The following is a 21,549-nucleotide window of genomic DNA, read 5'->3' on the forward strand; positions in this document are numbered from 1 at the left end:
GTCTGTTTTCAGCAGGTTGCACCAATTAACGGAAGTTGTACACGCGGCGGACCGTGCCGTGGTATGCGCCGCGCATATGTCGAACTCGCGGCCGACGCCGCACGCTTGACGCCTGGTCAGCAGCGTCGGCGAGACGTCCGCGGCCGTCCGGCGAAGCCTCGGTCACGCCCCGGACGCGCCCCGGAGGCGCCCCCGGGACGGGGTGCGCATTTCATCCCAATTGCTCAGCAGGGGCACAAACATTCCCTCTCGCCACAACCCCCGGCATCCCGCCCGCCGGACAGGCCCTATTCGTTGCCCGCCTTGCGGGTGTGCAGCTGGCGGGCGACCTCGGCGATCGATCCGGAGAGTGAGGGGTAGACCGTGAAGGCGCTGGCGATCTGCTCGACGGTCAGGTTGTTGTCGACCGCGAGGGCGATGGGGTGGATCAGCTCGCTGGCCCGCGGGGAGACGACGACGCCACCGACGACGATGCCGGTGCCGGGGCGGCAGAAGAGCTTCACGAAGCCGTCCCGGATGCCCTGCATCTTCGCGCGCGGGTTACGCAGCAGCGGGAGCTTCACGACGCGGGCGTCGATCTTGCCGCTGTCGACGTCGGCCTGCGAATAGCCGACGGTGGCGATCTCCGGGTCGGTGAAGACGTTCGCGGAGACGGTCCTGAGGTTCAGCGGCGCGACCGCGTCACCCAGGAAGTGGTACATCGCGATCCGGCCCTGCATCGCGGCCACCGACGCGAGCGCGAAGACACCGGTGCAGTCGCCCGCGGCGTACACCCCGGGGGCGGTGGTGCGGGAGACCTTGTCGGTCCAGATGTGGCCGGAGTCCTTGAGCTTGACGCCGGCCTCTTCCAGGCCGATGCCCTCGCTGTTCGGGATGGAGCCGACGGCCACCAGGCAGTGCGAACCGGTGATCACCCGGCCGTCCGCCAGGGTCACCTCGACGCGGTCGCCGACGCGCTTGACGGCGGCGGCGCGCGAGCGGGCCATGACGTTCATCCCGCGGCGCCGGAAGACGTCCTCCAGGACGGCGGCGGCGTCCGGGTCCTCGCCGGGCAGCACCCGGTCGCGGGAGGAGACGAGGGTGACGCGCGAGCCGAGCGCCTGGTAGGCGCCGGCGAACTCCGCGCCGGTGACACCGGAACCGACCACGATGAGCTCCTCGGGGAGCTCGTTGAGGTCGTAGACCTGCGTCCAGTTCAGGATCCGCTCGCCGTCCGGCAGCGCGTCCGGGATCTCGCGGGGGTGCGCGCCGGTGGCGACCAGCACCGCGTCCGCGACCAGGGTCTCCTCGGTTCCGTCGGCGGCCGTCACCGTCACCCGGCGCGAGCCGTCCGGCGACTGCCCCGGCTCCAGGCGGCCGCGGCCGCGCAGCACCCGGGCGCCGGCCCGGGTCACGGAGGCGGTGATGTCGTGGGACTGGGCGAGCGCGAGGCGTTTGACGCGTCGGTTCACCTTGCCGAGGTCGACGCCGACGACCCGCGCGGGGCGGTCGATGTGCGGCGTGTCGTCCTCGACGATGATGCCCAGCTCCTCGTACGAGGAGTCGAAGGTCGTCATCACCTCGGCCGTCGCGATAAGAGTCTTCGACGGGACGCAGTCGGTGAGTACCGACGCCCCGCCCAGACCGTCGCAATCGACGACGGTCACCTCCGCGCCGAGAGAGGCGCCCACCAGGGCCGCCTCGTATCCGCCGGGTCCGCCACCGATGATCACGATCCGAGTCACGTACTCCATTGTCCCGCACGCCGTTGATCCGTTCTCCCCGGGGGGCGGCAGAGCCCTCCAGGGACCCCTACGGGGGTCGCCCGGGGACCCGTCAGGGGCCACCTCGGGGCCGCTCCCGGGCCGCTCCCGGGCCGCTCCGGAGTCCTCCCGGTCCGGCCCGGCCGGCGTCCGGGCCGGTTCCGGAATCCCCCGGGGCCGGTGTGCGAATCTCCCGTACCGGAGTCCACCCGATAACCTCCCGTACCCTCGGAACCATGTCGCTCTACGCCGCGTACGCCGGCAACCTCGACGCGCGGCTGATGTCCCGCCGCGCACCGCACTCGCCGCTGCGCGGCACCGGCTGGCTCAACGGCTGGCGGCTGACCTTCGGCGGTGAGCAGATGGGCTGGGAGGGTGCGCTGGCGACGATCGTCGAGGCCCCCCGGTCCCAGCTCTTCGTCGCGCTCTACGACATCGCGCCCATGGACGAGGACTCCATGGACCGCTGGGAGGGCGTAGGCCTGGACATCTACCGCCGGATGCGGGTGCGGGTGCACACCCTGGACGGCGACGAGGCCGCCTGGATCTACGTCCTCAACGGCTACGAGGGCGGCCTGCCCTCGGCCCGCTACCTGGGCGAGATCGCCGACGCCGCGGAGTCCGCGGGTGCGCCGCACGACTATGTGATGGAGCTGCGGAAGCGGCCCTGCTGACGCGCCGCCGGCCCGGCCGGCCGGCGGACCGCGCGCCTGCGTTCGTCGGAAGACACAAGACAACGATCTCAGCACCGTGGGCAGCGACATCTACGCGCGTAGGCTTTTAGCCGCTACCCTCGTCCGCGTGAACGCATCTGTTACTTCGGACATCGCGCGCGACCCGCAGGGCGCCGCCGACGCCGCCGCTGCCCGCCTGCGCGACCTCACCGGCGCCGAGACCCACGACGTAGCCCTGGTCATGGGCTCCGGCTGGGCACCGGCCGCCGAGGCCCTGGGCGCTCCCGAGCACGAATTCCCGGTCACCGAACTGCCCGGCTTCCCGCCGCCGGCCGTCGAAGGTCACGGCGGCAAGGTCCGCTCGTACCGGATCGGCGAGAAGCGGGCGCTGGTCTTCCTGGGCCGTACGCACTACTACGAGGGCCGCGGCGTCGCCGCCGTCGCGCACGGCGTCCGTACCGCCGTCGCCGCCGGCTGCAAGACCGTCGTCCTCACCAACGGGTGCGGCGGTCTGCGCGAGGGCATGCGCCCCGGTCAGCCGGTCCTGATCAGCGACCACCTCAACCTCACCGCCACCTCCCCGATCGTCGGCGCGAACTTCGTCGACCTGACGGACCTGTATTCGCCGCGGCTGCGCGCGCTGTGCAAGGAGGTGGACGCGAGCCTGGAAGAGGGCGTCTACGTCCAGTTCCCCGGCCCGCACTACGAGACCCCGGCCGAGATCAAGATGATCCGCACGCTGGGTGCCGACCTCGTCGGCATGTCGACGGTCCTGGAGGCCATCGCCGCGCGCGAGGCCGGCGCCGAGGTGCTGGGCCTGTCGCTGGTGACGAACCTCGCCGCCGGCATGACGGGCGAGCCGCTCAACCACGAAGAGGTGCTGCAGGCCGGCCGCGACTCCGCGACCCGGATGGGCAGCCTGCTCGCCCAGGTGCTCGGCAAGCTCTGAGCCCATGGGCCAAGGGGCGGACACGGCCGGCGGGTGGGTGCGCGACACCCGCCGGGCCGGCCGCGCCGCCGCCCGCACCTCCGTCCCCGCCCGTACCCGTCGTCCGCCGTCCCGTCGAGCGCCGCACCGGACGGGACCGAACCGGCCGCCGAAACCGCACCGCACGCCCCGCCCCGCCGAGCCATCGGGCCCCGCACCCTCGGGCCATGGAGTGGCATGGGCCGGTTCTGCGGCTCGAAGTGCGCGCGCACCGGGTAAGCGTGACGAGCCGGGGCGGGCCTTACCGTGCGGCCCGTTCAGCACCCCTCAGCGCGCCCCCCACCCGCATCCACACTCAGGAGCATCACGTGGCTACCGATCCCGCGGAGCTGACCCACCCGGAGCTGACCAACCGGGCCAAGGCATGGCTGGCCGAGGACCCCGACCCGGAGACCCGGGACGAGCTGTCCGGGCTCATCGACGCAGGCGACCTCCCGGAGCTGGCCGCCCGCTTCGCCGGCACCCTGCAGTTCGGCACCGCCGGACTGCGCGGCGAGCTGGGCGCGGGCCCGATGCGGATGAACCGCGCCGTCGTCATCCGTGCGGCCGCCGGTCTCGCCGCGTATCTGAAGGCGAAGGGCGACGGGGCGGGACTGGTCGTCATCGGGTACGACGCGCGGCACAAGAGCGCCGACTTCGCCCGGGACACCGCCGCCGTCATGGTCGGCGCCGGACTGCGGGCCGCCGTGCTCCCGCATCCGCTGCCCACCCCCGTACTGGCCTTCGCCATAAGGCACCTGGGCGCGGTCGCCGGGGTCGAGGTCACCGCCAGCCACAACCCGCCGCGCGACAACGGCTACAAGGTCTACCTCGGCGACGGTTCGCAGATCGTGCCGCCCGCGGACGGCGAGATCGCCGCCGAGATCGCGGCGGTCCGCTCCCTGGACGACGTGCCGCGGCCCGACGCCGGCTGGGAGACCCTCGACGACGCCGTCCTGACGGCCTACCTGGCGCGTACGGACGCGGTACTGACCCCCGGCTCCCCCCGGGACACCCGCGTCGTCTACACGCCCCTGCACGGCGTCGGCCGGGACACCCTCGTCGCCGCCTTCGCGCGGGCCGGCTTCCCGGCCCCGGTGGTCGTCGCCGAACAGGCCGAGCCGGACCCGGACTTCCCGACCGTCGCCTTCCCCAACCCGGAAGAGCCCGGCGCGATGGACCTCGCGTTCGCCACCGCCCGCGCGCAGGGCCCCGGCAGCGTCGACATCGTGATCGCGAACGACCCCGACGCGGACCGCTGCGCCGTCGCCGTCCCGGACCCGGGCGCCCCGGACGCCTGGCGGATGCTGCGCGGCGACGAGGTCGGCGCACTGCTCGCCGCGCACCTGGTCAGCAAGCACCGGCCCGCCCGGGGCGGCCCCGCCACCTTCGCCACCACGATCGTGTCGTCCTCCCTGATGTCCCGGATCGCCGCGGCCGCCGCACTCCCCTACGAGGAGACCCTGACCGGCTTCAAGTGGCTGGCCCGCGTGGACGGCCTCCGGTACGCCTTCGAGGAGGCGCTCGGCTACTGCGTCGACCCGGAGGGCGTCCGCGACAAGGACGGCATCACCGCCGCCCTGCTGATCACCGAACTGGCCGCCGAACTCAAGCAGTCCGGCCGTACCCTGACCGATCTGCTGGACGACCTCGCGCTGGAGTACGGGCTGCACGCCACCGACCAGCTCTCGGTCCGGGTCGAGGACCTGTCCGTGATCGCCGACGCCATGCGCGCACTGCGCGCGCAGCCGCCGACGACGCTCGCCGGTCTCGACGTGAGCGGCGCCGAGGACCTCGGCCTGGGCAGCGAGAAGCTGCCGCCGACCGACGGGCTGCGCTACCACCTCTCCGGTTCGCCGGCGGTGGGCGTGGAGGCCGCCCGGGTCGTGGTCCGTCCCAGCGGTACCGAGCCCAAGCTCAAGTGCTACCTGGAGGTCGTCGTCCCGGTGGCGTCGGCGCAGGCGCTGCCCGAGGCCCGCGCCAAGGCCGAGGCCGCACTGGCCGCGATCAAGAAGGACCTGTCGGCGGCGGCCGGAATCTGACGCCGGGCGGACGGGGACGGGGGCGGGGCGGCGGGTGCCACCGGGCCGCCCCGCCCCGTACAGGTCATCCGTGGCGTGTACGGGGCGCCACGGAGCCCGCGCCCGAAGACCGCGTCCACCGGGCCGGTGTCGTCACCGACCTTCCGGTCGGCGCGCCTGGGGTCCGTCGTTCGGATCACGCCGGATCAGGGAGCGGGTCCACACGACGGCCCCTAGAGGGCGAACAGCACCGCCAGCCCGATCACGCCCGCCACGACCGGAGCGATGATCTCGTACGCCCAGCGCACCGCCGGCTCGCCCTTGCCGGCGCCCGTCTCGGCGGCGCGCTCCTTGATGCCGCGCAGGTCCTCGATGGTCTGGTCGGCCACCGCACGCTCCGGCGCTCCGGCGTCCTGGGCGGTGTCGTAGCCGGTCCTGGCGGCGGCCCGAGCGCCGCGGTCGGCCCTGCGGTTGGCCTTCTTGCGCTGCCGCAGCGAGACCGGCACGGCCCAGAGCTGGTACTTGGCGTCGCTGGTGAACACCTCGGCGGAGAACGCCGCCCGCAGGTCCTCGACGGCGCTCCAGGGCAGCGTGATCGTCCGGAACGGATTGCGTACCAGCAGCCGCTCCGCACCGGCCCGCACCAGCGGGCGCACGGTGTAGGCAACGACCAGCGGCACGATGACGAGCAGCGCGAACAGCGCCATGAGCTTGGTGTGCGCGACGCCCCGAAGCACCGCGTCGCCGCCGAGCCAGAGCGTCAGCAGCAGCATCAGCGCACCGCCGACGAGGGCCGCGGGCGAGCGGTAGCTGCGCTCGGCGTACTGCTGCTGCGGCGGGGTGGACCGTTCCGGGCTCGTCATGCTGCCGATTCTGCCTGACCGTCCGGATGCCGGACATTGCGTTACGGCATCATTCGGGCGGCCGGACCGGAGGGCGAGGGGCGGTCAGCGCCCGGCGGCAAGGGTCGTCCGTACCCGGGGCGAGACCGGACCGGACCCCGCCGGACGCCTTCCCGCGCACCGCTCGCGCACCGAATTCGGACGCCTGAGGGGGATGACAGAGCGCTACGCGCGTAGATATGCTCCCCTCGTGACCATGCCCATCACTGTTCCCGCATACGGCAAGGAAGCCGCGGGGCGTCTGGCGTCGATGGCGGACGTGACCGCCAACGACGGTGCGCTGCGCCGCTTCCTCCACGGCCTGCCCGGCGTCGACGCGGTCGGCCTGCAGGCCCGCGCCGCCACCCTCGGCACCCGCTCGATCAAGACGACGGCGAAGGCGTATGCCATCGATCTCGCCATCTCGATGATCGACCTGACGACCCTCGAAGGCGCGGACACCCACGGCAAGGTCCGGGCCCTGTGCGCCAAGGGCATCCACCCGGACCCCACCGACCCCGGCACTCCCCAGGTGGCCGCGATCTGCGTCTACCCCGACATGGTCGCGACGGCCAAGGAGGCGCTCGGCGACTCCGGCATCCATGTCGCGTCCGTCGCCACCGCCTTCCCGGCGGGGCGCGCCGCGCTGCCCGTCAAGCTCGCCGATGTCCGTGACGCGGTCGCGGCCGGCGCCGACGAGATCGACATGGTGATCGACCGGGGCGCCTTCCTCTCCGGCCGCTACCTGGAGATCTTCGACGAGATCAAGGCCGTCAAGGAAGCCTGCGCCCGCCCCGAGGGCACCGCCGCGCACCTCAAGGTGATCTTCGAGACCGGCGAGCTCCAGACGTACGACAACGTCCGCCGGGTCTCCTGGCTCGCGATGCTCGCCGGTGCCGACTTCATCAAGACGTCGACCGGCAAGGTCGCCGTGAACGCCACCCCGCCCGTCACCCTCCTGATGCTCGAAGCGGTCCGCGACTTCCACGCCGCGACCGGTGTCCAGGTCGGCGTGAAGCCCGCCGGCGGCATCCGCACGACCAAGGACGCGGTCAAGTACCTGGTCATGGTCAACGAAACGCTGGGCGAGCGCTGGCTGACCGCCGACTGGTTCCGCTTCGGCGCCTCCAGCCTCCTGAACGATCTGCTGATGCAGCGCCAGAAGCTCAGCACCGGCCGCTACTCCGGCCCCGACTACGTCACGGTGGACTGAGGCACCCATGACCTTCGATTACGCACCCGCACCCGAGTCCCGCTCGGTCGTCGACATCGCGCCGTCCTACGGCCTGTTCATCGACGGCGAGTTCACGCCCAGCTCCGACGGCAAGGTCTTCAAGACCGTCTCCCCGTCCTCCGAGGAAGTCCTCTCCGAGGTCGCGCAGGCGAGCGCCGATGACGTCGACCGCGCCGTGAAGGCCGCCCGCAAGGCCTTCGAGAAGTGGTCCGCACTGCCCGGCGCCGAGCGCGCCAAGTACCTCTTCCGGATCGCCCGCATCATCCAGGAGCGCTCGCGCGAGCTGGCCGTCCTGGAGTCGCTCGACAACGGCAAGCCGATCCGCGAGTCGCGCGATGCGGACCTGCCGCTGGTCGCCGCGCACTTCTTCTACTACGCGGGCTGGGCCGACAAGCTCGACCACGCGGGATACGGCGCGAACCCGCGCCCGCTCGGCGTCGCCGGCCAGGTCATCCCCTGGAACTTCCCGCTCCTCATGCTGGCGTGGAAGATCGCCCCGGCGCTCGCCACGGGCAACACCGTCGTCCTCAAGCCCGCCGAGACGACCCCGCTGTCCGCCCTCTTCTTCGCGGACATCTGCCGCCAGGCGGGCCTGCCCAAGGGCGTCGTCAACATCCTTACGGGAGACGGCTCCACGGGCGCCGGGCTGGTCGCCCACCCGGGCATCGACAAGGTCGCCTTCACCGGCTCCACCGAGGTCGGCAAGGCCATCGCCCGTACGGTCGCCGGGACCGACAAGAAGGTCACCCTCGAACTGGGCGGCAAGGCGGCGAACATCGTCTTCGACGACGCCCCCATCGACCAGGCCGTCGAGGGCATCGTCAACGGCATCTTCTTCAACCAGGGCCACGTCTGCTGCGCCGGCTCCCGCCTCCTGGTCCAGGAGTCGGTCGCCGACGAGCTGCTGGACTCCCTCAAGCGGCGTATGCAGACCCTCCGCGTCGGCGACCCGCTCGACAAGAACACCGACATCGGCGCCATCAACTCCGCCGAGCAGCTGGCCCGCATCACCTCGCTCGTCGACGCCGGCGAGGCCGAGGGCGCCGAGCGCTGGGCTCCGTCCTGCGAACTCCCCGCCTCCGGCTACTGGTTCGCCCCGACGCTCTTCACCGGCGTCACCCAGGCGCACCGCATCGCCCGCGAGGAGATCTTCGGCCCGGTCCTGTCCGTGCTGACCTTCCGCACCCCGGAAGAGGCGGTCGCCAAGGCCAACAACACCCCCTACGGCCTCTCCGCCGGCATCTGGACGGAGAAGGGCTCCCGGATGCTCTGGATGGCGAGCAAGCTGCGCGCCGGGATCATCTGGTCCAACACGTTCAACAAGTTCGACCCGGCCTCGCCGTTCGGCGGCTACAAGGAGTCGGGCTACGGCCGCGAGGGCGGCCGGCACGGTCTGGAGGCGTACCTCAATGTCTGACCGACTCTCCGTCTTCAAGACCTACAAGCTGTACGTCGGGGGCAAGTTCCCCCGGTCCGAGAGCGGGCGGGTGTACGAGGTGACCGACTCCAAGGGCACATGGCTGGCGAACGCACCCCTGTCCTCCCGCAAGGACGCCCGGGACGCGGTCGTCGCCGCCCGTAAGGCGTTCGGCGGCTGGTCGGGCGCCACCGCGTACAACCGCGGCCAGGTCCTCTACCGCGTCGCCGAGATGCTGGAGGGCCGCCGCGAGCAGTTCGCGGCGGAGGTCGCCGAGGCCGAGGGGCTGTCGAAGTCCAAGGCCGCGGCCCAGGTCGACGCCGCGATCGACCGCTGGGTCTGGTACGCGGGCTGGTCCGACAAGGTCGCCCAGATCGCCGGCTCCGCCAACCCGGTCGCCGGCCCGTACTTCAACCTCTCCTCCCCCGAACCGACCGGCGTGGTCGCGGTCTTGGCCCCCCAGGACTCGTCGTTCCTCGGTCTGGTCTCGGTCATCGCCCCCGCCATCGTCACGGGCAACACCGTCGTCGTGACGGCATCGGAGGACTCCCCGCTCCCGGCGCTCTCGCTGGGCGAGGTGCTCGCCACCTCCGACCTCCCCGGCGGCGTCGTGAACGTCCTCTCCGGCCGTACGCAGGAGATCGCGACCCCGCTCGCGGCCCATCAGGACGTCAACGCCATCGACCTCGCGGGCGCGGACGCCGAGTTGGCGAAGGACCTGGAGACCGCCGCCGCCGACAACCTCAAGCGGGTCCTGCGCCCCGCCCCTGCGGACTGGACGGCCGACCCCGGCACCGGCCGCCTCCTCGCCTTCCTGGAGACGAAGACGGTCTGGCACCCGATGGGCGTCTAGGACGTGTCCGCCGAGCCCCTGCCGGGTCGCGGGCGGTGAAACGACATAACGGCATGAGTGCGGGGCCCCACCTTTCTCCGGTGGGGCCCCGCACTCATGTCCGCGTCGCGGCCGCTGCCGCGAACCAGCCGTCGGGGACCGCCTCGTCGGGGGAGGCCGGGCGCGACGTCGGAGTCCGCCGTCAGCCCGGCAGGACTCCGGTGGCCGGGCCCACCACGGGGAGGTCCTTGAGCGCGCCGCCGCTCGTCAGGGGCTCGGTCGCCGCGGCGGTGCTGACGGGCTTGAAGTCGGCGATCTGGGTGCCGACGGCGTTGGTCAGCGGGTCGACCGGGGTGTTGGCCAGGGGGTCCAGCTGGAGGTTCTTGAGCGGGGCGACGCCGCCGCCCGCGGACTCCAGCAGGGCGCCGGCCAGGGCCGAGGCCGGGGCACCGGCCTCGGAGCCGGGCGCCGGTGGGGCCGCATGCGCGCTCGCCGTACCGCCCGCCGCGAGCGCCGCACCGGCAGCGGACACCGCCAAACCGGCACGCAGCAGGCTGCGCGGGAATCGGCTGGGCTTGGGACGTGCGTGTGAAGCCATGTGCCACCTGCCTGATCGGTAATCGTTTGACTGCGCAGAGTAGTTGAGGGGCGCCCGCCCGATCCAGTTCGCACGCCAGGGGTAACCCCAAGGGCCCAATGCCCGACAATGGGTTCCCGTGAGCTCCCAGTCCCCCACCCGGCCGCCCGCCGCCCGCGTCGTCCTGCTGACCGGCCCCTCGGGCTCCGGCAAGACGTCCCTGGCCGCCCTGACCGGCCTGCCCGTGCTCAACCTCGACGACTTCTACAAGGAGGGCACGGACCCGACGTTGCCGCAGCTGCCCGACGGGGGCGGTGCCGACTGGGACTCCCCGCTCTCCTGGGACGCCGACGCCGCCGTCGAGGCGATCGCGGCGCTGTGCCGTACGGGGCGTACCACGGTCCCCGTGTACGACCTCTCCGTGAGCGCCCGCGTCGGCGAGGCCGGGCTCGACCTCGGCGGCGCCCCGCTGTTCCTCGCCGAGGGCATCTTCGCCGCCGATGTCATAGCGGGCTGCCGTGCGGCGGGGCTGCTGGCCGACGCGCTGTGTCTGCGCGGCCGTCCCACCACGACGTTCCGCCGGCGGCTGGCCCGGGATCTGCGCGAGGGCCGCAAGTCGGCCCCGTATCTGGTGCGCCGCGGGCTGCGGCTGCTGCGCAACGAGCGCACGACCGTCGCCCGGCACACCGCCCTCGGCGCGTACGCCTGCGCGAAGCCGGAGGCGCTGGCGCGGATAGCGGCGGTGCGTGCGGCGGACGCGGCGGCCGGTGCCGCCGTACGCGCGCGCTCCTGACCCAAAGGGAGAAGCGGGTTCGGAGCGGCCCCCCGGCCGTCCGAACCCGCTTCGCGTTCCCCCGTGCTCCCCCGTATCCCCCGATACGCACGGCCTTTCCGGATCGCTCCGTTGCGCCGCGTCCCCCGTATCCCGTCCCCTCGGGCTTTCCCCCTGCCTTCAGGCCACCAGCTCGCCGAAGGACTCTTCCTCGTCACGTCCGAAGCTGAGGACCTCGTCCTCGCGCAGCCGGCGCAGGGAGCGCCAGATGCTCGACTTCACCGTGCCGACACTGATGTTGAGGATGTCCGCGATCTCCGGGTCGGTGCGGCCCTCGTAGTAGCGCAGCACCAGCATCGTGCGCTGCGTTTCGGGCAGCCGGGCCAGTGCCTGCCACAGGACGGCGCGCAGCTCGGTGCCGCGCATCGCGTCGACGTCGCCGGCGGTCTCGGGCAGTTCCTCGGTCGGGTATTCGTTGAGCTTGCGCCGGCGCCAGGCGCTGATGTGCAGGTTGGTCATGGTGCGGCGCAGATAGCCGCCGAGCGCCGCCTTGTCGCTGATCCGGTTCCAGGCCCGGTAGGTCGAGAACAGCGCGCTCTGCAGCAGGTCCTCGGCCTCGTAGCGGTCACCGGTCAGGTGGTAGGCGGTCGCGTACAGGGAGGCGCGGCGCTCTTGGACGTAGGCGGTGAAGGCCGCTTCGGCCTCCGCCGTCTCCGACGCGGAGCGCCGTTCCCCCGTCTCCTCCCCGTACTGCTTTCCCCCGTGGTTCCCCCCGTTGACGCCAACGTGACCCGTGTTTCCCCCGTGGGCCGCGCTGTTCCCCCCCATGGTCGCGTCAACAGCCACCATGTACGGCGGACGCTGACGCCCGGCACTGCGAGCGCACCCCCGTCCGCTCACGCCGGACTTCTCGCCGGCCCGGACGTCATGAAGCCGCGTGATTACTGCGCTCGTGGTGGATCCGTGCAGTGTGTTCATCTCGCGCCCCCCGTCGGTAGAGCCAGCTCGTTCGGTGTGTCCCGGTTGTTGATCTCTCCCGGTGACCAAGACTCTGCCAACCCAGTTTCATCGCGTTGTCCGCCGACTGTCACAGCCGTGTCACAGGGCCGGACAGGGTACGGCGCGGGGCCGCGACGCGTGCGGGCCTTGTGTGCAAGCGCGCCTCCGGTCGATCTCCCGGCGTCCCATGGGCCAGAATGGCCGACGTGCCTTTCCTGTTGCTGATCGAGGACGACGACGCCATCCGCACGGCCCTCGAACTCTCGCTGTCGCGCCAAGGTCACCGTGTGGTGACCGCGGCGACGGGCGAGGACGGCCTGAAGCTGCTGCGCGAGCAGCGCCCGGACCTGATCGTGCTGGATGTGATGCTGCCGGGCATCGACGGTTTCGAGGTGTGCCGGCGGATCAGGCGTACGGACCAACTGCCCATCATTCTGCTGACCGCGCGCAACGACGACATCGACGTCGTGGTGGGCCTGGAGTCCGGCGCCGACGACTATGTCGTCAAACCGGTCCAGGGGCGGGTGCTGGATGCCCGTATCCGGGCCGTGCTGCGCCGTGGGGAGCGCGAATCCAACGACTCGGCGACCTTCGGCTCGCTGGTGATCGACCGGTCGGCGATGACCGTCACCAAGAACGGCGAGGACCTCCAACTCACACCCACCGAGTTGCGGTTGCTGCTGGAGCTGAGCCGTAGGCCCGGACAGGCACTGTCCCGGCAGCAGTTGCTGCGGCTGGTGTGGGAGCACGACTACCTCGGCGACTCGCGCCTGGTGGACGCCTGTGTGCAGCGGCTGCGGGCGAAGGTGGAGGACGTGCCCTCCTCGCCGACCCTGATCCGTACGGTCCGTGGTGTCGGCTACCGGCTGGACTCCCCGCAGTGACGAAACCCTCCACGGACAGCCCGAAGGGCGGTGCGAAGGGTGACCCCGACGCCAAGGACACGAGCGGCTCCGCCGGCGCCCGGTCCAGACGCCTGATAAGGCTGCTGCGCCGCGCCTCCGGGCTGCTGCGCTGGACCAGCCTGCGGCTGCGGCTGGTCGTCGTCTTCGCGCTGGTCGCGCTGACCGCGGCGGTCTCCGCCTCCGGCATCGCGTACTGGCTCAACCGCAACACCGTCCTGGACCGCACCCAGAATTCGGTGCTCAAGGACTTCCGCAAGTCGCTGGAGGACAGTACGCGCTCGCTGCCGCTGCGACCGCGGTGCGCGGAACTCCAGGACGCCGCACGGCAGATGGCGGGCGGGCCGCAGAATTACGCGGTGCTGCTGATCGGGGTGGACCGCGAGGGCAAGGACTGCGCGGCCACCACGGAAAAGGACCTGCTCACCCTCAAGACCGTGCCGAAGTCGCTGCGCGACGCCGTCAACGAAGTGCGTCAGATCGACGATTCGAACCACTCTCCGTACCACCTGTACTGGCAGCGCCAGGAAGTCGGGGACATCCCCTACCTCGTCGCCGGGGCGAAGGTGATCGGCGGCGGCCCGACCGGGTACATGATGAAGTCGCTGGCCACGGAGCGGCAGGACCTCAATTCGCTGGCCTGGTCGCTGGGCATCGCGACGGCGCTCGCGCTGGTCGGCTCGGCGCTGCTGGCGCAGGCCGCGGCGACGACCGTGCTGCGGCCCGTGCAGCGGCTGGGCCACGCGGCGCGGCAGCTCGGCGACGGCCGGTTCGAAACCCGGCTGCGGGTCACCGGTACGGATGAACTCGCCGACCTCTCGCGCACGTTCAACCGCACCGCTGAGCTGCTGGAAGTGCGCGTCAACGAACTGAGCGAGCGCGAACTGTCCTCGCGGCGGTTCGTCGCGGACATGTCGCACGAGCTGCGGACGCCGCTGACCACGATCACCACGGTCTCGGAGGTCCTGGAGGACGAGGCCGATTCCTTCGACCCGATGATCGCGCCGGCGGTCCAGCTGGTGGTCAGCTCGACGCGGCGGCTCAACGAACTCGTCGAGAACCTGATGGAGGTCACCCGCTTCGACGCGGGCACGGCCCGGCTGGTGCTCGACGACGTCGATGTCGCCGACCAGGTGACCGCCTGTATCGACGCGCGGGCCTGGCTGGACGCGGTCGAGCTGGACGCGGACCGCGGCATCGTGGCCCGTCTGGACCCGCGGCGGCTCGACGTCATCCTGGCGAACCTGATCGGCAACGCCCTCAAACACGGCGGGTCGCCGGTACGGGTGTCCGTACGCACCCGGCCGCCGGGCGCCGACGAGGGCCACCGGACGGGCAGTTCGGTCGTCCCGGCCGGCGGCGGGCAGACCGCTGCCGGGGGCGCGCAGGCGCCGCGCGCCGGCCGTGGCGTGTCCGTCGACGACGGCGGTCCGGTACGGCCGGACGCGGCGGAGGAGGCGGACGGCATGAGCCGGGCCGGGGACGGCGAGCTGCTGATCCGGGTACGGGACCACGGTCCCGGCATCCCGGAGAAGGTGCTGCCGCATGTCTTCGACCGTTTCTACAAGGCGAGCCAGTCCCGGCCGCAGTCCCAGGGCAGCGGCCTCGGTCTGTCCATCGCGCTGGAGAACGCGCACATTCACGGCGGCGAGATCACCGCGGACAACCACCCCGAGGGCGGCGCGGTCTTCACCCTGCGGCTGCCGATGGACGCCTCGCGGCTGGCCGACGCGCACGAGGACGAGAACGACAACGGTGGCCGGCGGGACGGCGGGGGCGTCACCCAGGGGCGCGGCCGTGCCTCCCGCGCGGCCGATGACGGCACGGAGGGCGACCGATGACGCGGCCGACGCACAGGCCCGCCCGGGGGTGGCGGCGCACGGCAGCCGTGGCGGCCCTCGCGCTCGCCGCCGCCGGCTGCGGCATCCAGGGCACGACGGTCCCGGTGGACGCCGGCAGCGCGCCCGCGCGGGTGAGCTGCCGGGTCCCCGCGGACGGCGCCGCGCCGGACGCCGCCGGCCGGATCCGGGTCGCCGTCTACCTGGTGTGCGGCTCGACGCTCGCGCAGGTGGAGCGGACCGTGTCCGCACCCAAGGGCTCGACGGCCGCCGCCACCCGGCTGCGGGTCGCCCGCGCCCTCCTGGCCGAGCTGCAGAAGCCGCGTTCGGGCGGCGAGGACCGGGCCGGGTTCAGCAGCGCGGTGCCCGAGGACCTGACGCTCGACGGGCCGCGTGCGGGCGACCCCGCGGACGCGTTGCGGCTGAGCATGCGGCCGGACGATCTGCCGTCCTTCGCCCTGGCGCAGCTGGTGTGCACGTACGGCACGAGCACGGCGCTGGGGCGTACCCACGCGGCGGTGCTGGGCGGTCCGGGCGATGACGTGCCGCAGCGCTACGACTGCTCAAGCGATGTGCTGACCAACCCGGACATCGCGCAGAACGCGGGCTGGGGCGACCCGATGGCACAGAAGGGCTGAGGCCCGACCGCGGGGAGCCCCGGGAGGCAACCCCGCGGAGATCCCCGGGCGGCAGCCCCGACGGGACAGGGCCAAGACGGGCGCAACAGGGCGGAACCGCAGCCGCCGTTCCGCGCGTCCTGGCCTGTGTGCAGCGTCCTGGCCTCGGCGGCACCGCCGTCCTCCGTGTGCGCGCCACCGGGCTTCTTCTCCTCGTGGCGCATTTGCTGATCGTCGGCTGGCTGATGCTGCGCCCCCGTACGGTGCCATGGGTCCCCGCCCCGAATCTCGAACCGCTGGCGTCGATCAGCGCCGAGCTGGCGGGCGGGACGTGGGAGGCGGTGCTGCATCTGGGCGGCGGGGTGCTGCTGCTGGCTCCGCTGGGGGTGCTGCTCCCGATGTCGGCCGGGCGGCTGGACGGCTCGAACCTGGTGTCACTGACCCGCACCGTCTTCGCCGGCGCGATGATCGCGCTGGCCATCGAACTCCTGCAGACCGGGGTGCCCGGTCAGGTCCCGGACGTCGACACGGTGCTGCTCAACACGGTGGGGGTGGCCCTGGCCCACCTCGCCGTCGTCCCCGGGGCCCGGTGCCGGCTACGCCGCAGGTACGGGGATCTCAGGGAGGCAACCCCGAGGATCCCCAGGGTCGGTATGGCCCCTCAGGCCGATGCTCTCTCCGGCTCGCGGACCTACCTTTGAGACATCGGGGCAATAGCCCCACGGAGTCGCAAAGGAGTCGCCATCATGGCCGCCGCACTGGTCCGCCCCCGCAACAACCGAATGATCGCCGGAGTGTGCGCGGGTCTGGCCGCTCGCTTCGGCACGACCCCGACGACGATGCGCGTGATCTTCGTGCTCTCGTGCCTGCTTCCCGGCCCGCAATTCCTCGTCTATCTCGCGCTGTGGATAATCCTCCCCTCGGAGAAGACCACCACGACCGGCGCCGCCGCCTGGTAGCCCCCTGCCGACGCGGGTCACCGAACGGCAGCAGACCTGACCGCACGTGACCGGGCCACGGGCCGCGGACAGGCCGCGGACACAGCTGCGCCCCGGCCCGTACGCGATGCGGCGTACGGGCCGGGGCGCGGCCGACGGGGTGCCCGTCCCCTGAGGGAGACGGGCGGCCCCGGGGGCTCACTTCGCGAGCGGGAGGCCCGTGGTGACGGCGCTGGTGGGCAGGCCGCCCAGCAGGCTGTTGCCCTTGGTGTTGTTCTTGGTCTTCACCGGGCCGGTGGCCGGCTTGGCGGAGTTGGCGGCCCCGGAGACGGTCTTGGTGACGTCCTTGACCGGCAGGTTGTGCAGCGCGTCGCCGGCGTTGATCGACGGGGCCGCCGAGGCGACGCCCGCGGCGGAGACGGCGAAGGCGGCGCCGAGCGCGGCGGCACCGAGAGTCTTGATGGTTCCCTGCTTCATCGCAATACGTCCTCGTGATGGGGGCTTGACCGACTCAGCAACGTAGTGATGCGGCCACCGCCACCGCAAACAGCCAGAACCGAAGAAAAACGGCCGGTGGACAATCCACCGGCCGTTCCGCTAGCTCCCCAGAATCCGCTTACACAGAGTCAGAAGGCCTGCTGGAGGCGGGTGTGGTGCCCGCGTGACGGAAGAGCCATTCGGCGCGCAGCTCCGCATATCCGGGCTTGATCACGTCATTGATCATGGCCAGACGTTCATCGAAAGGAATGAACGCTGATTTCATCGCATTGACTGTAAACCACTGCATGTCATCGAGCGTGTATCGGAATGTCTTGACCAGGTGCTCGAATTCGCGGGACATATCGGTGCCGCTCATCAGCCGGTTGTCGGTGTTGACCGTGAGGCGGAACTGCAGGCGGCGCAGCAGCCCGATGGGGTGCTCGGCGTAGGAGGAGGCGGCGCCGGTCTGGAGGTTGGAGGTCGGGCACATCTCCAGCGGGATGCGCTTGTCGCGCACGTAGGAGGCGAGCCGGCCCAGCGTGACCGAGCCGTCGTCGGCGACCTCGATGTCGTCGATGATCCGTACGCCGTGGCCGAGGCGGTCGGCGCCGCACCACTGGAGCGCCTGCCAGATGGACGGCAGCCCGAAGGCCTCGCCGGCGTGGATGGTGAAGTGGTTGTTCTCCCGCTTGAGGTACTCGAAGGCGTCGAGGTGGCGGGTGGGCGGGTAGCCGGCCTCGGCGCCCGCGATGTCGAAGCCGACGACGCCGAAGTCGCGGTAGCGGTTGGCGAGTTCGGCGATCTCCAGGGCGCGGGCCGCGTGCCGCATGGCGGTCAGCAGGGCGCCCACCCGGATGCGGTGGCCGTTGGCGCGGGCGCGCCGCTCGCCCTCCCGGAAGCCCTCGTTGACGGCCTCGACGACCTCTTCGAGGGTCAGGCCCTTCTCCAGGTGCTGCTCGGGCGCGTACCGCACCTCGGCGTAGACCACGCCGTCCGCCGCCAGATCCTCGGCGCATTCGGCGGCGACCCGGGCCAGCGCGTCGCGGGTCTGCATGACGGCACAGGTGTGCGCGAAGGTCTCCAGATAGCGTTCCAGTGAGCCGGAGTCGGCGGCTTCACGGAACCAGATCCCGAGCTTTTCCGGGTCGGTTTCGGGGAGTCCGTCGTAGCCGGTCTCGCGGGCCAGGTCGACGACCGTGGCGGGGCGCAGGCCGCCGTCCAGATGGTCGTGGAGCAGCACCTTGGGGGCTCGGCGGATCTGTTCACTGGTCGGGAGGTTGGTGGTCTCGCTCGTCATCTCGGCACTCTAGCCCCTACGCGCGTAGATCTCACCGACCGATACGTAACAGTGACCCGTTCACGGGGTGGCCCGCACCCCGATTTCTGCCATCGTTCTCGTCATGGCTCAGCAAGCGTTGCCGGTGCGCGAGGCCCGGCTGGGAAAACCGCTGGGATCGGCCGGGGCGGAGAGCGCGGTGAGCGGTGTCGCCCTCTTATTGCCGGAGGGCGAGCCGGTCGGCGTACGACGCCCGTCGCCGCTGCCGGCGCTGGCGGTCCGCCCGCTCGCGGCCCGGCTGGCCAAGGCGGGGCGGTCCGAGGGGCTGACCGCCCATGTCCTGCACTACCGCTGCCGTGGCTGGAACGGCGCCGCCGCGCATCCGGCACGGGACGCGGACTGGGCGCTGGAGGAAGTGGTGCGGCGCTACGGCGATGTGCCGGTCTGCCTCGTCGGTACGGGCATGGGCGCACGGGCCGCCCTGCATGCGGCCGGGCATCCCGCCGTCAACTCCGTGCTGGCGATCGCCCCTTGGTTCCCCGAGTCCTCGGCCCTCCCGGACGCCGCCGGGGATCCCGATCCGGTGAAGCAGCTCATCGGGCGGCAGGTGCTGCTCGTCCACGGCACGAACGACGAGCGCACCGACCCCGATCTCTCCTACCGCTTCGCCCAGCGCGCCAAGAAGGTCAACCGCGACACCTGCCGCTTCGAGGTGCACTCCGACGGTCATGCGCTGCACCAGCACCGGTCCGAAGTCCTGGCGCTGGCCGCCGACTTCATGCTCGGCTCGCTCTTCGCCCGCGACTACTCCCGACCGGTGAAGGACGCCCTGGCCGCGCCGCCGCCGCTGGGCCTGCGGATGCCGCTGGCGTCGGGCTTCGGTGCGTCGCTGCGGCGCTGACCGCCGTACGGCCGGCCCCGGGGCGCCGGCTCCCGGCCCGTCACCTCGGCAGCAGCAGCCCCCGCCGGCTCAGCAGGAACTTCTTGAACGCGGTCACCGGGGGTGTGTCGGGATGGCCGTCCAGCCAGGCCACGCCGATCTCGCGGACCGCGCGCGGCGCCGTCACGGTCAGTTCGGCGACCCCGGGCCGCGGTACGGCCGGCGGCGGCAGCAGGGCCACGCCCAGGCCCGCGGCCACCAGCCCGCGCAGCGTCTCCGCCTCCTCGCCCTCGAACGCGATCCGCGGGGTGAACCCGGCCTCGGCGCACAGCGCGTCGGTGATCCGGCGCAGCCCGTAGCCCGGTTCGAGGGTGACGAACAGCTCGGTGGCCGCCTCCGCGAGGCGTACCCGTTTGCGGCGGGCCAGCGGGTGGTCGTCCGGGACGACGAGGCGGAGCTTCTGCTCGTCGAGCCGGCGGGCGACCAGATCGGGGTAGTCCGGGACCGGTGAGGTCAGGCAGAGGTCGAGGTCGCCGACGCGCAGCCGTTCGATCATCGCCTCGCCGTAGTTCTGCACGAGTTGGAAGCGGATGCGGGGGTGGTCGGCGCGGAAGGTGCGGATCAGGCCGGGGACGGTCTCCGGACCGAGGGTGTGCAGAAAGCCGAAGGCGACCTTGCCGGCGGTGGGGTCGGCGTCGGCCCGTACGGATTCGGTGGCGCGTTCCATGTCGGTCAGCGCCCGCTCCGTCGAGGCGAGGAAGGCGCGTCCTGCCGGGGTGAGGGAGAGGGTGCGGCCGTGCCGGGCGAAGAGGGCGATGCCGAGGTCGTCCTCCAGGCGGACGATGGCGCGGCTGAGCGTCGGCTGCGGCATGCCGAGTTCGTGGGCGGCGCGGGTGACGTGTTCGTGCCGGGCGACGGCGGCGAACTGGGCGAGGCGCGGCGCGAGGATGCCGGCCCAGGAGTCGGCGCCGAGCTCCGCCGGCTCCCCCGCATCCGCCGCTGCCGCACCACGGGGCGGCGTACTCGGCGCCGTCGGCGTGCTCGACGTGTTCGACGGCTTCGAGGTGTCATTTCTGTTGCGACTCTGCGACAGAGCCGCTCGTGAACTGGGATCATGTGCCACAGCATCGATTATGGCGTTTCCATGCATTGGACGCATGAAAGTTCCCCCTCTATGTTCGAACCATGCCCTCCGCTGATACCGGGGCGTCCGTCACCACCCGTGCGGCCGCCTCTCCCTCGTCGTCCACAGACACCTCCACCGCCGCTGCCGTCGACCCCGAGTCCGGCAAGCTGCACCCGGGCGGCCCCGGCTACCGCCGGACGAGCTTCGCCCTCTTCGCCGCCGGAGTCGCCACCTTCGCGCTCCTCTATTCGACGCAGGCGCTGCTGCCCGCGATCTCCGCCGACCTCGGGGTGCGCGCGGACCAGGCCAGTTGGACCGTCTCGGCGGCCACCCTCGGCCTGGCGGCCGGTGTGATCCCGCTCAGCGCGGTGTCCGAGCGGTTCGGCCGGCGCACGATGATGACCGCCTCGCTGTCCGTGGCGGCGCTCCTCGCGATGCTGGTGCCGTTCGCCCCGACCCTCGGCTGGCTGATCGCGCTGCGCGCCGTCCAGGGCGTGGCGCTGGCCGGGCTGCCGGCCTCGGCGATGGCCTTCCTGGCCGAAGAGGTGCGCGCCAAGGCGCTGGTGGGGGCCATCGGTCTGTTCGTGGCGGGCAACAGTATCGGCGGCATGTCGGGGCGGATCGTGACCGGCTGGGTCGCCCAGGCCTGGGGCTGGCGCGCGGCGCTCGGCGCGGTCGGCGTGCTGGCCGTGGTGTGCGCGGTGGCCTTCCGGCTGCTGGTCCCCAAGGCCCGCCATTTCGTGGCCCGTTCGGTCGGACCGCGGGCACTGGCCCGCACCCTGGGCGGCCACCTCGCCGATCCGCTGCTGCGCCGGCTGTACGCGATCGGCGCGCTGTTCATGACGGTCTTCGGCGCGGTCTACACCGTCATCGGCTACCGCCTGGTCTCCGCACCGTTCAACCTCCCGCAGGGCATCGTCGGTTCGATCTTCATCGTCTACCTGGTCGGCACGGTCTCCTCGGCCGCCGCGGGCAAGCTGGTCGCCCGGATGGGCCGCCGCGGCGCGCTCTACCTCGCCGTCGGGGCGACCTCCGCGGGTCTGCTGCTGTCCCTCTCCGACTCGGTCGCCGCGGTGCTGGCCGGCCTGGTCCTGATCACGGCAGGCTTCTTCGCCGGCCACGCGGTCGCCTCGTCCTCGGTCAGCCGCACCGCCAAGACGGCCCGCGCCCAGGCGTCGGCCCTCTACCAGTGCGCGTACTACGTCGGCAGCAGCCTGGGCGGTGCCCTCGGCGCCCTCGCCTTCCACGCCGGCGGCTGGGAGGGCACCGTCCTCCTCGGCCTGGTCGCCATGGTCGGCGCCGCCGCGATCACCCTGTACGCCACCCGCAAGGCCGTGGTCGAACGCCGCCTGCTCCACCTGGAGAAGGCCGCGTAA

General features: G+C 72.1%; 21 protein-coding genes. 14 read left to right on the forward strand and 7 right to left on the reverse strand.

The features are described 5' to 3' along the window. Window positions 1–287 precede the first annotated feature (287 nt). Complete coding sequence (locus tag ACIRQ7_RS03755; protein ID WP_404259570.1) at window positions 288–1,733, reverse strand: NAD(P)H-quinone dehydrogenase; 1,446 nt, start codon at window positions 1,731–1,733, stop codon at window positions 288–290. Between the two features lie 245 nt (window positions 1,734–1,978). On the opposite strand from ACIRQ7_RS03755, the gene ACIRQ7_RS03760 reads away from it, so the two are divergent. The 3 genes from ACIRQ7_RS03760 (at window position 1,979) to ACIRQ7_RS03770 (ending at window position 5,425) form a co-directional block, all read left to right on the forward strand. Beyond that, complete coding sequence (locus ACIRQ7_RS03760; RefSeq protein WP_227048110.1) at window positions 1,979–2,416, forward strand: gamma-glutamylcyclotransferase; 438 nt, start codon at window positions 1,979–1,981, stop codon at window positions 2,414–2,416. 127 nt (window positions 2,417–2,543) lie between these two features. Next, window positions 2,544–3,365 carry a purine-nucleoside phosphorylase gene (locus tag ACIRQ7_RS03765; protein ID WP_401462259.1) on the forward strand — a complete coding sequence of 274 codons (822 nt, stop codon included), beginning with the start codon at window positions 2,544–2,546 and terminating at the stop codon, window positions 3,363–3,365. 347 nt (window positions 3,366–3,712) lie between these two features. Beyond that, window positions 3,713–5,425, forward strand: coding sequence for a phospho-sugar mutase (locus tag ACIRQ7_RS03770; RefSeq protein ID WP_404259572.1), 1,713 nt, complete (start codon window positions 3,713–3,715; stop codon window positions 5,423–5,425). Between the two features lie 212 nt (window positions 5,426–5,637). On the opposite strand, the gene ACIRQ7_RS03775 is transcribed toward ACIRQ7_RS03770, so the two are convergent. Continuing rightward, window positions 5,638–6,267 carry a PH domain-containing protein gene (locus ACIRQ7_RS03775; RefSeq protein ID WP_404259574.1) on the reverse strand — a complete coding sequence of 210 codons (630 nt, stop codon included), beginning with the start codon at window positions 6,265–6,267 and terminating at the stop codon, window positions 5,638–5,640. 235 nt (window positions 6,268–6,502) lie between these two features. On the opposite strand from ACIRQ7_RS03775, the gene deoC reads away from it, so the two are divergent. From deoC to ACIRQ7_RS03790, 3 genes are read left to right on the forward strand one after another with little or no spacing between them, the layout of a single operon-like run. After that, window positions 6,503–7,498 (forward strand): deoxyribose-phosphate aldolase, encoded by a 996-nt coding sequence (gene deoC, locus ACIRQ7_RS03780; protein ID WP_401463713.1) that lies wholly within the window; start codon window positions 6,503–6,505, stop codon window positions 7,496–7,498. A 7-nt stretch (window positions 7,499–7,505) separates the two neighbouring features. Then, window positions 7,506–8,936, forward strand: a complete 1,431-nt coding sequence (locus tag ACIRQ7_RS03785; protein WP_404259575.1) for an aldehyde dehydrogenase family protein — start codon at window positions 7,506–7,508, stop codon at window positions 8,934–8,936. Beyond that, entirely contained in the window at window positions 8,929–9,789 is an 861-nt protein-coding gene (locus ACIRQ7_RS03790) for an aldehyde dehydrogenase family protein (protein ID WP_404259577.1), read from the forward strand. Before ACIRQ7_RS03785 ends, ACIRQ7_RS03790 begins: the two co-directional genes overlap by 8 nt. Before the next feature lie 181 nt (window positions 9,790–9,970). Here the strand turns inward: ACIRQ7_RS03790 and ACIRQ7_RS03795 are convergent, their stop codons facing one another. Continuing rightward, window positions 9,971–10,366 (reverse strand): hypothetical protein, encoded by a 396-nt coding sequence (locus tag ACIRQ7_RS03795; RefSeq protein WP_404259579.1) that lies wholly within the window; start codon window positions 10,364–10,366, stop codon window positions 9,971–9,973. Between the two features lie 118 nt (window positions 10,367–10,484). On the opposite strand from ACIRQ7_RS03795, the gene ACIRQ7_RS03800 reads away from it, so the two are divergent. Further along, entirely contained in the window at window positions 10,485–11,138 is a 654-nt protein-coding gene (locus ACIRQ7_RS03800; RefSeq protein ID WP_404259581.1) for a uridine kinase, read from the forward strand. Window positions 11,139–11,297: 159 nt separating this feature from the next. Here the strand turns inward: ACIRQ7_RS03800 and ACIRQ7_RS03805 are convergent, their stop codons facing one another. Then, a complete protein-coding gene (locus ACIRQ7_RS03805; protein WP_404259583.1) occupies window positions 11,298–12,095 on the reverse strand; it encodes a SigE family RNA polymerase sigma factor in 798 nt (265 codons plus the stop codon). Window positions 12,096–12,322: 227 nt separating this feature from the next. Here ACIRQ7_RS03805 and afsQ1 point away from each other — a divergent pair, with 227 nt between their 5' ends. From afsQ1 to ACIRQ7_RS03830, 5 genes are all read left to right on the forward strand, one after another. Beyond that, window positions 12,323–13,000, forward strand: a complete 678-nt coding sequence (afsQ1, locus tag ACIRQ7_RS03810; protein ID WP_181924064.1) for a two-component system response regulator AfsQ1 — start codon at window positions 12,323–12,325, stop codon at window positions 12,998–13,000. Beyond that, entirely contained in the window at window positions 12,997–14,859 is a 1,863-nt protein-coding gene (locus ACIRQ7_RS03815; protein ID WP_404259585.1) for an ATP-binding protein, read from the forward strand. Before afsQ1 ends, ACIRQ7_RS03815 begins: the two co-directional genes overlap by 4 nt. Continuing rightward, on the forward strand, window positions 14,856–15,494 hold the full coding sequence (locus ACIRQ7_RS03820; RefSeq protein WP_401462232.1) for a hypothetical protein: 639 nt from the start codon (window positions 14,856–14,858) through the stop codon (window positions 15,492–15,494). The genes ACIRQ7_RS03815 and ACIRQ7_RS03820 overlap by 4 nt, the downstream gene beginning before the upstream one ends. A 128-nt stretch (window positions 15,495–15,622) precedes the next feature. Further along, the gene (locus tag ACIRQ7_RS03825) at window positions 15,623–16,174 is read left to right on the forward strand and encodes a VanZ family protein (protein ID WP_403667310.1); all 552 of its coding nucleotides are present in this window, start codon (window positions 15,623–15,625) and stop codon (window positions 16,172–16,174) included. Between the two features lie 45 nt (window positions 16,175–16,219). Then, entirely contained in the window at window positions 16,220–16,432 is a 213-nt protein-coding gene (locus ACIRQ7_RS03830) for a PspC domain-containing protein (RefSeq protein WP_401462227.1), read from the forward strand. 177 nt (window positions 16,433–16,609) lie between these two features. Here ACIRQ7_RS03830 and ACIRQ7_RS03835 read toward each other — a convergent pair whose 3' ends face one another. Together ACIRQ7_RS03835 and ACIRQ7_RS03840 are read right to left on the reverse strand one after the other, a co-directional pair. Next, window positions 16,610–16,888, reverse strand: coding sequence for a hypothetical protein (locus tag ACIRQ7_RS03835; RefSeq protein ID WP_404259587.1), 279 nt, complete (start codon window positions 16,886–16,888; stop codon window positions 16,610–16,612). Window positions 16,889–17,027: 139 nt separating this feature from the next. After that, window positions 17,028–18,188 carry an adenosine deaminase gene (locus ACIRQ7_RS03840; RefSeq protein ID WP_404259589.1) on the reverse strand — a complete coding sequence of 387 codons (1,161 nt, stop codon included), beginning with the start codon at window positions 18,186–18,188 and terminating at the stop codon, window positions 17,028–17,030. Between the two features lie 103 nt (window positions 18,189–18,291). On the opposite strand from ACIRQ7_RS03840, the gene ACIRQ7_RS03845 reads away from it, so the two are divergent. Then, window positions 18,292–19,068, forward strand: coding sequence for an alpha/beta hydrolase (locus tag ACIRQ7_RS03845; protein WP_404259591.1), 777 nt, complete (start codon window positions 18,292–18,294; stop codon window positions 19,066–19,068). A 40-nt stretch (window positions 19,069–19,108) separates the two neighbouring features. On the opposite strand, the gene ACIRQ7_RS03850 is transcribed toward ACIRQ7_RS03845, so the two are convergent. Next, window positions 19,109–19,996 carry a LysR substrate-binding domain-containing protein gene (locus ACIRQ7_RS03850; RefSeq protein ID WP_404260100.1) on the reverse strand — a complete coding sequence of 296 codons (888 nt, stop codon included), beginning with the start codon at window positions 19,994–19,996 and terminating at the stop codon, window positions 19,109–19,111. 236 nt (window positions 19,997–20,232) lie between these two features. Here ACIRQ7_RS03850 and ACIRQ7_RS03855 point away from each other — a divergent pair, with 236 nt between their 5' ends. Further along, window positions 20,233–21,549, forward strand: coding sequence for an MFS transporter (locus tag ACIRQ7_RS03855; protein WP_404259593.1), 1,317 nt, complete (start codon window positions 20,233–20,235; stop codon window positions 21,547–21,549).

This window comes from Streptomyces sp. NPDC101393, assembly GCF_044767385.1.
Taxonomy (GTDB): domain Bacteria; phylum Actinomycetota; class Actinomycetes; order Streptomycetales; family Streptomycetaceae; genus Streptomyces.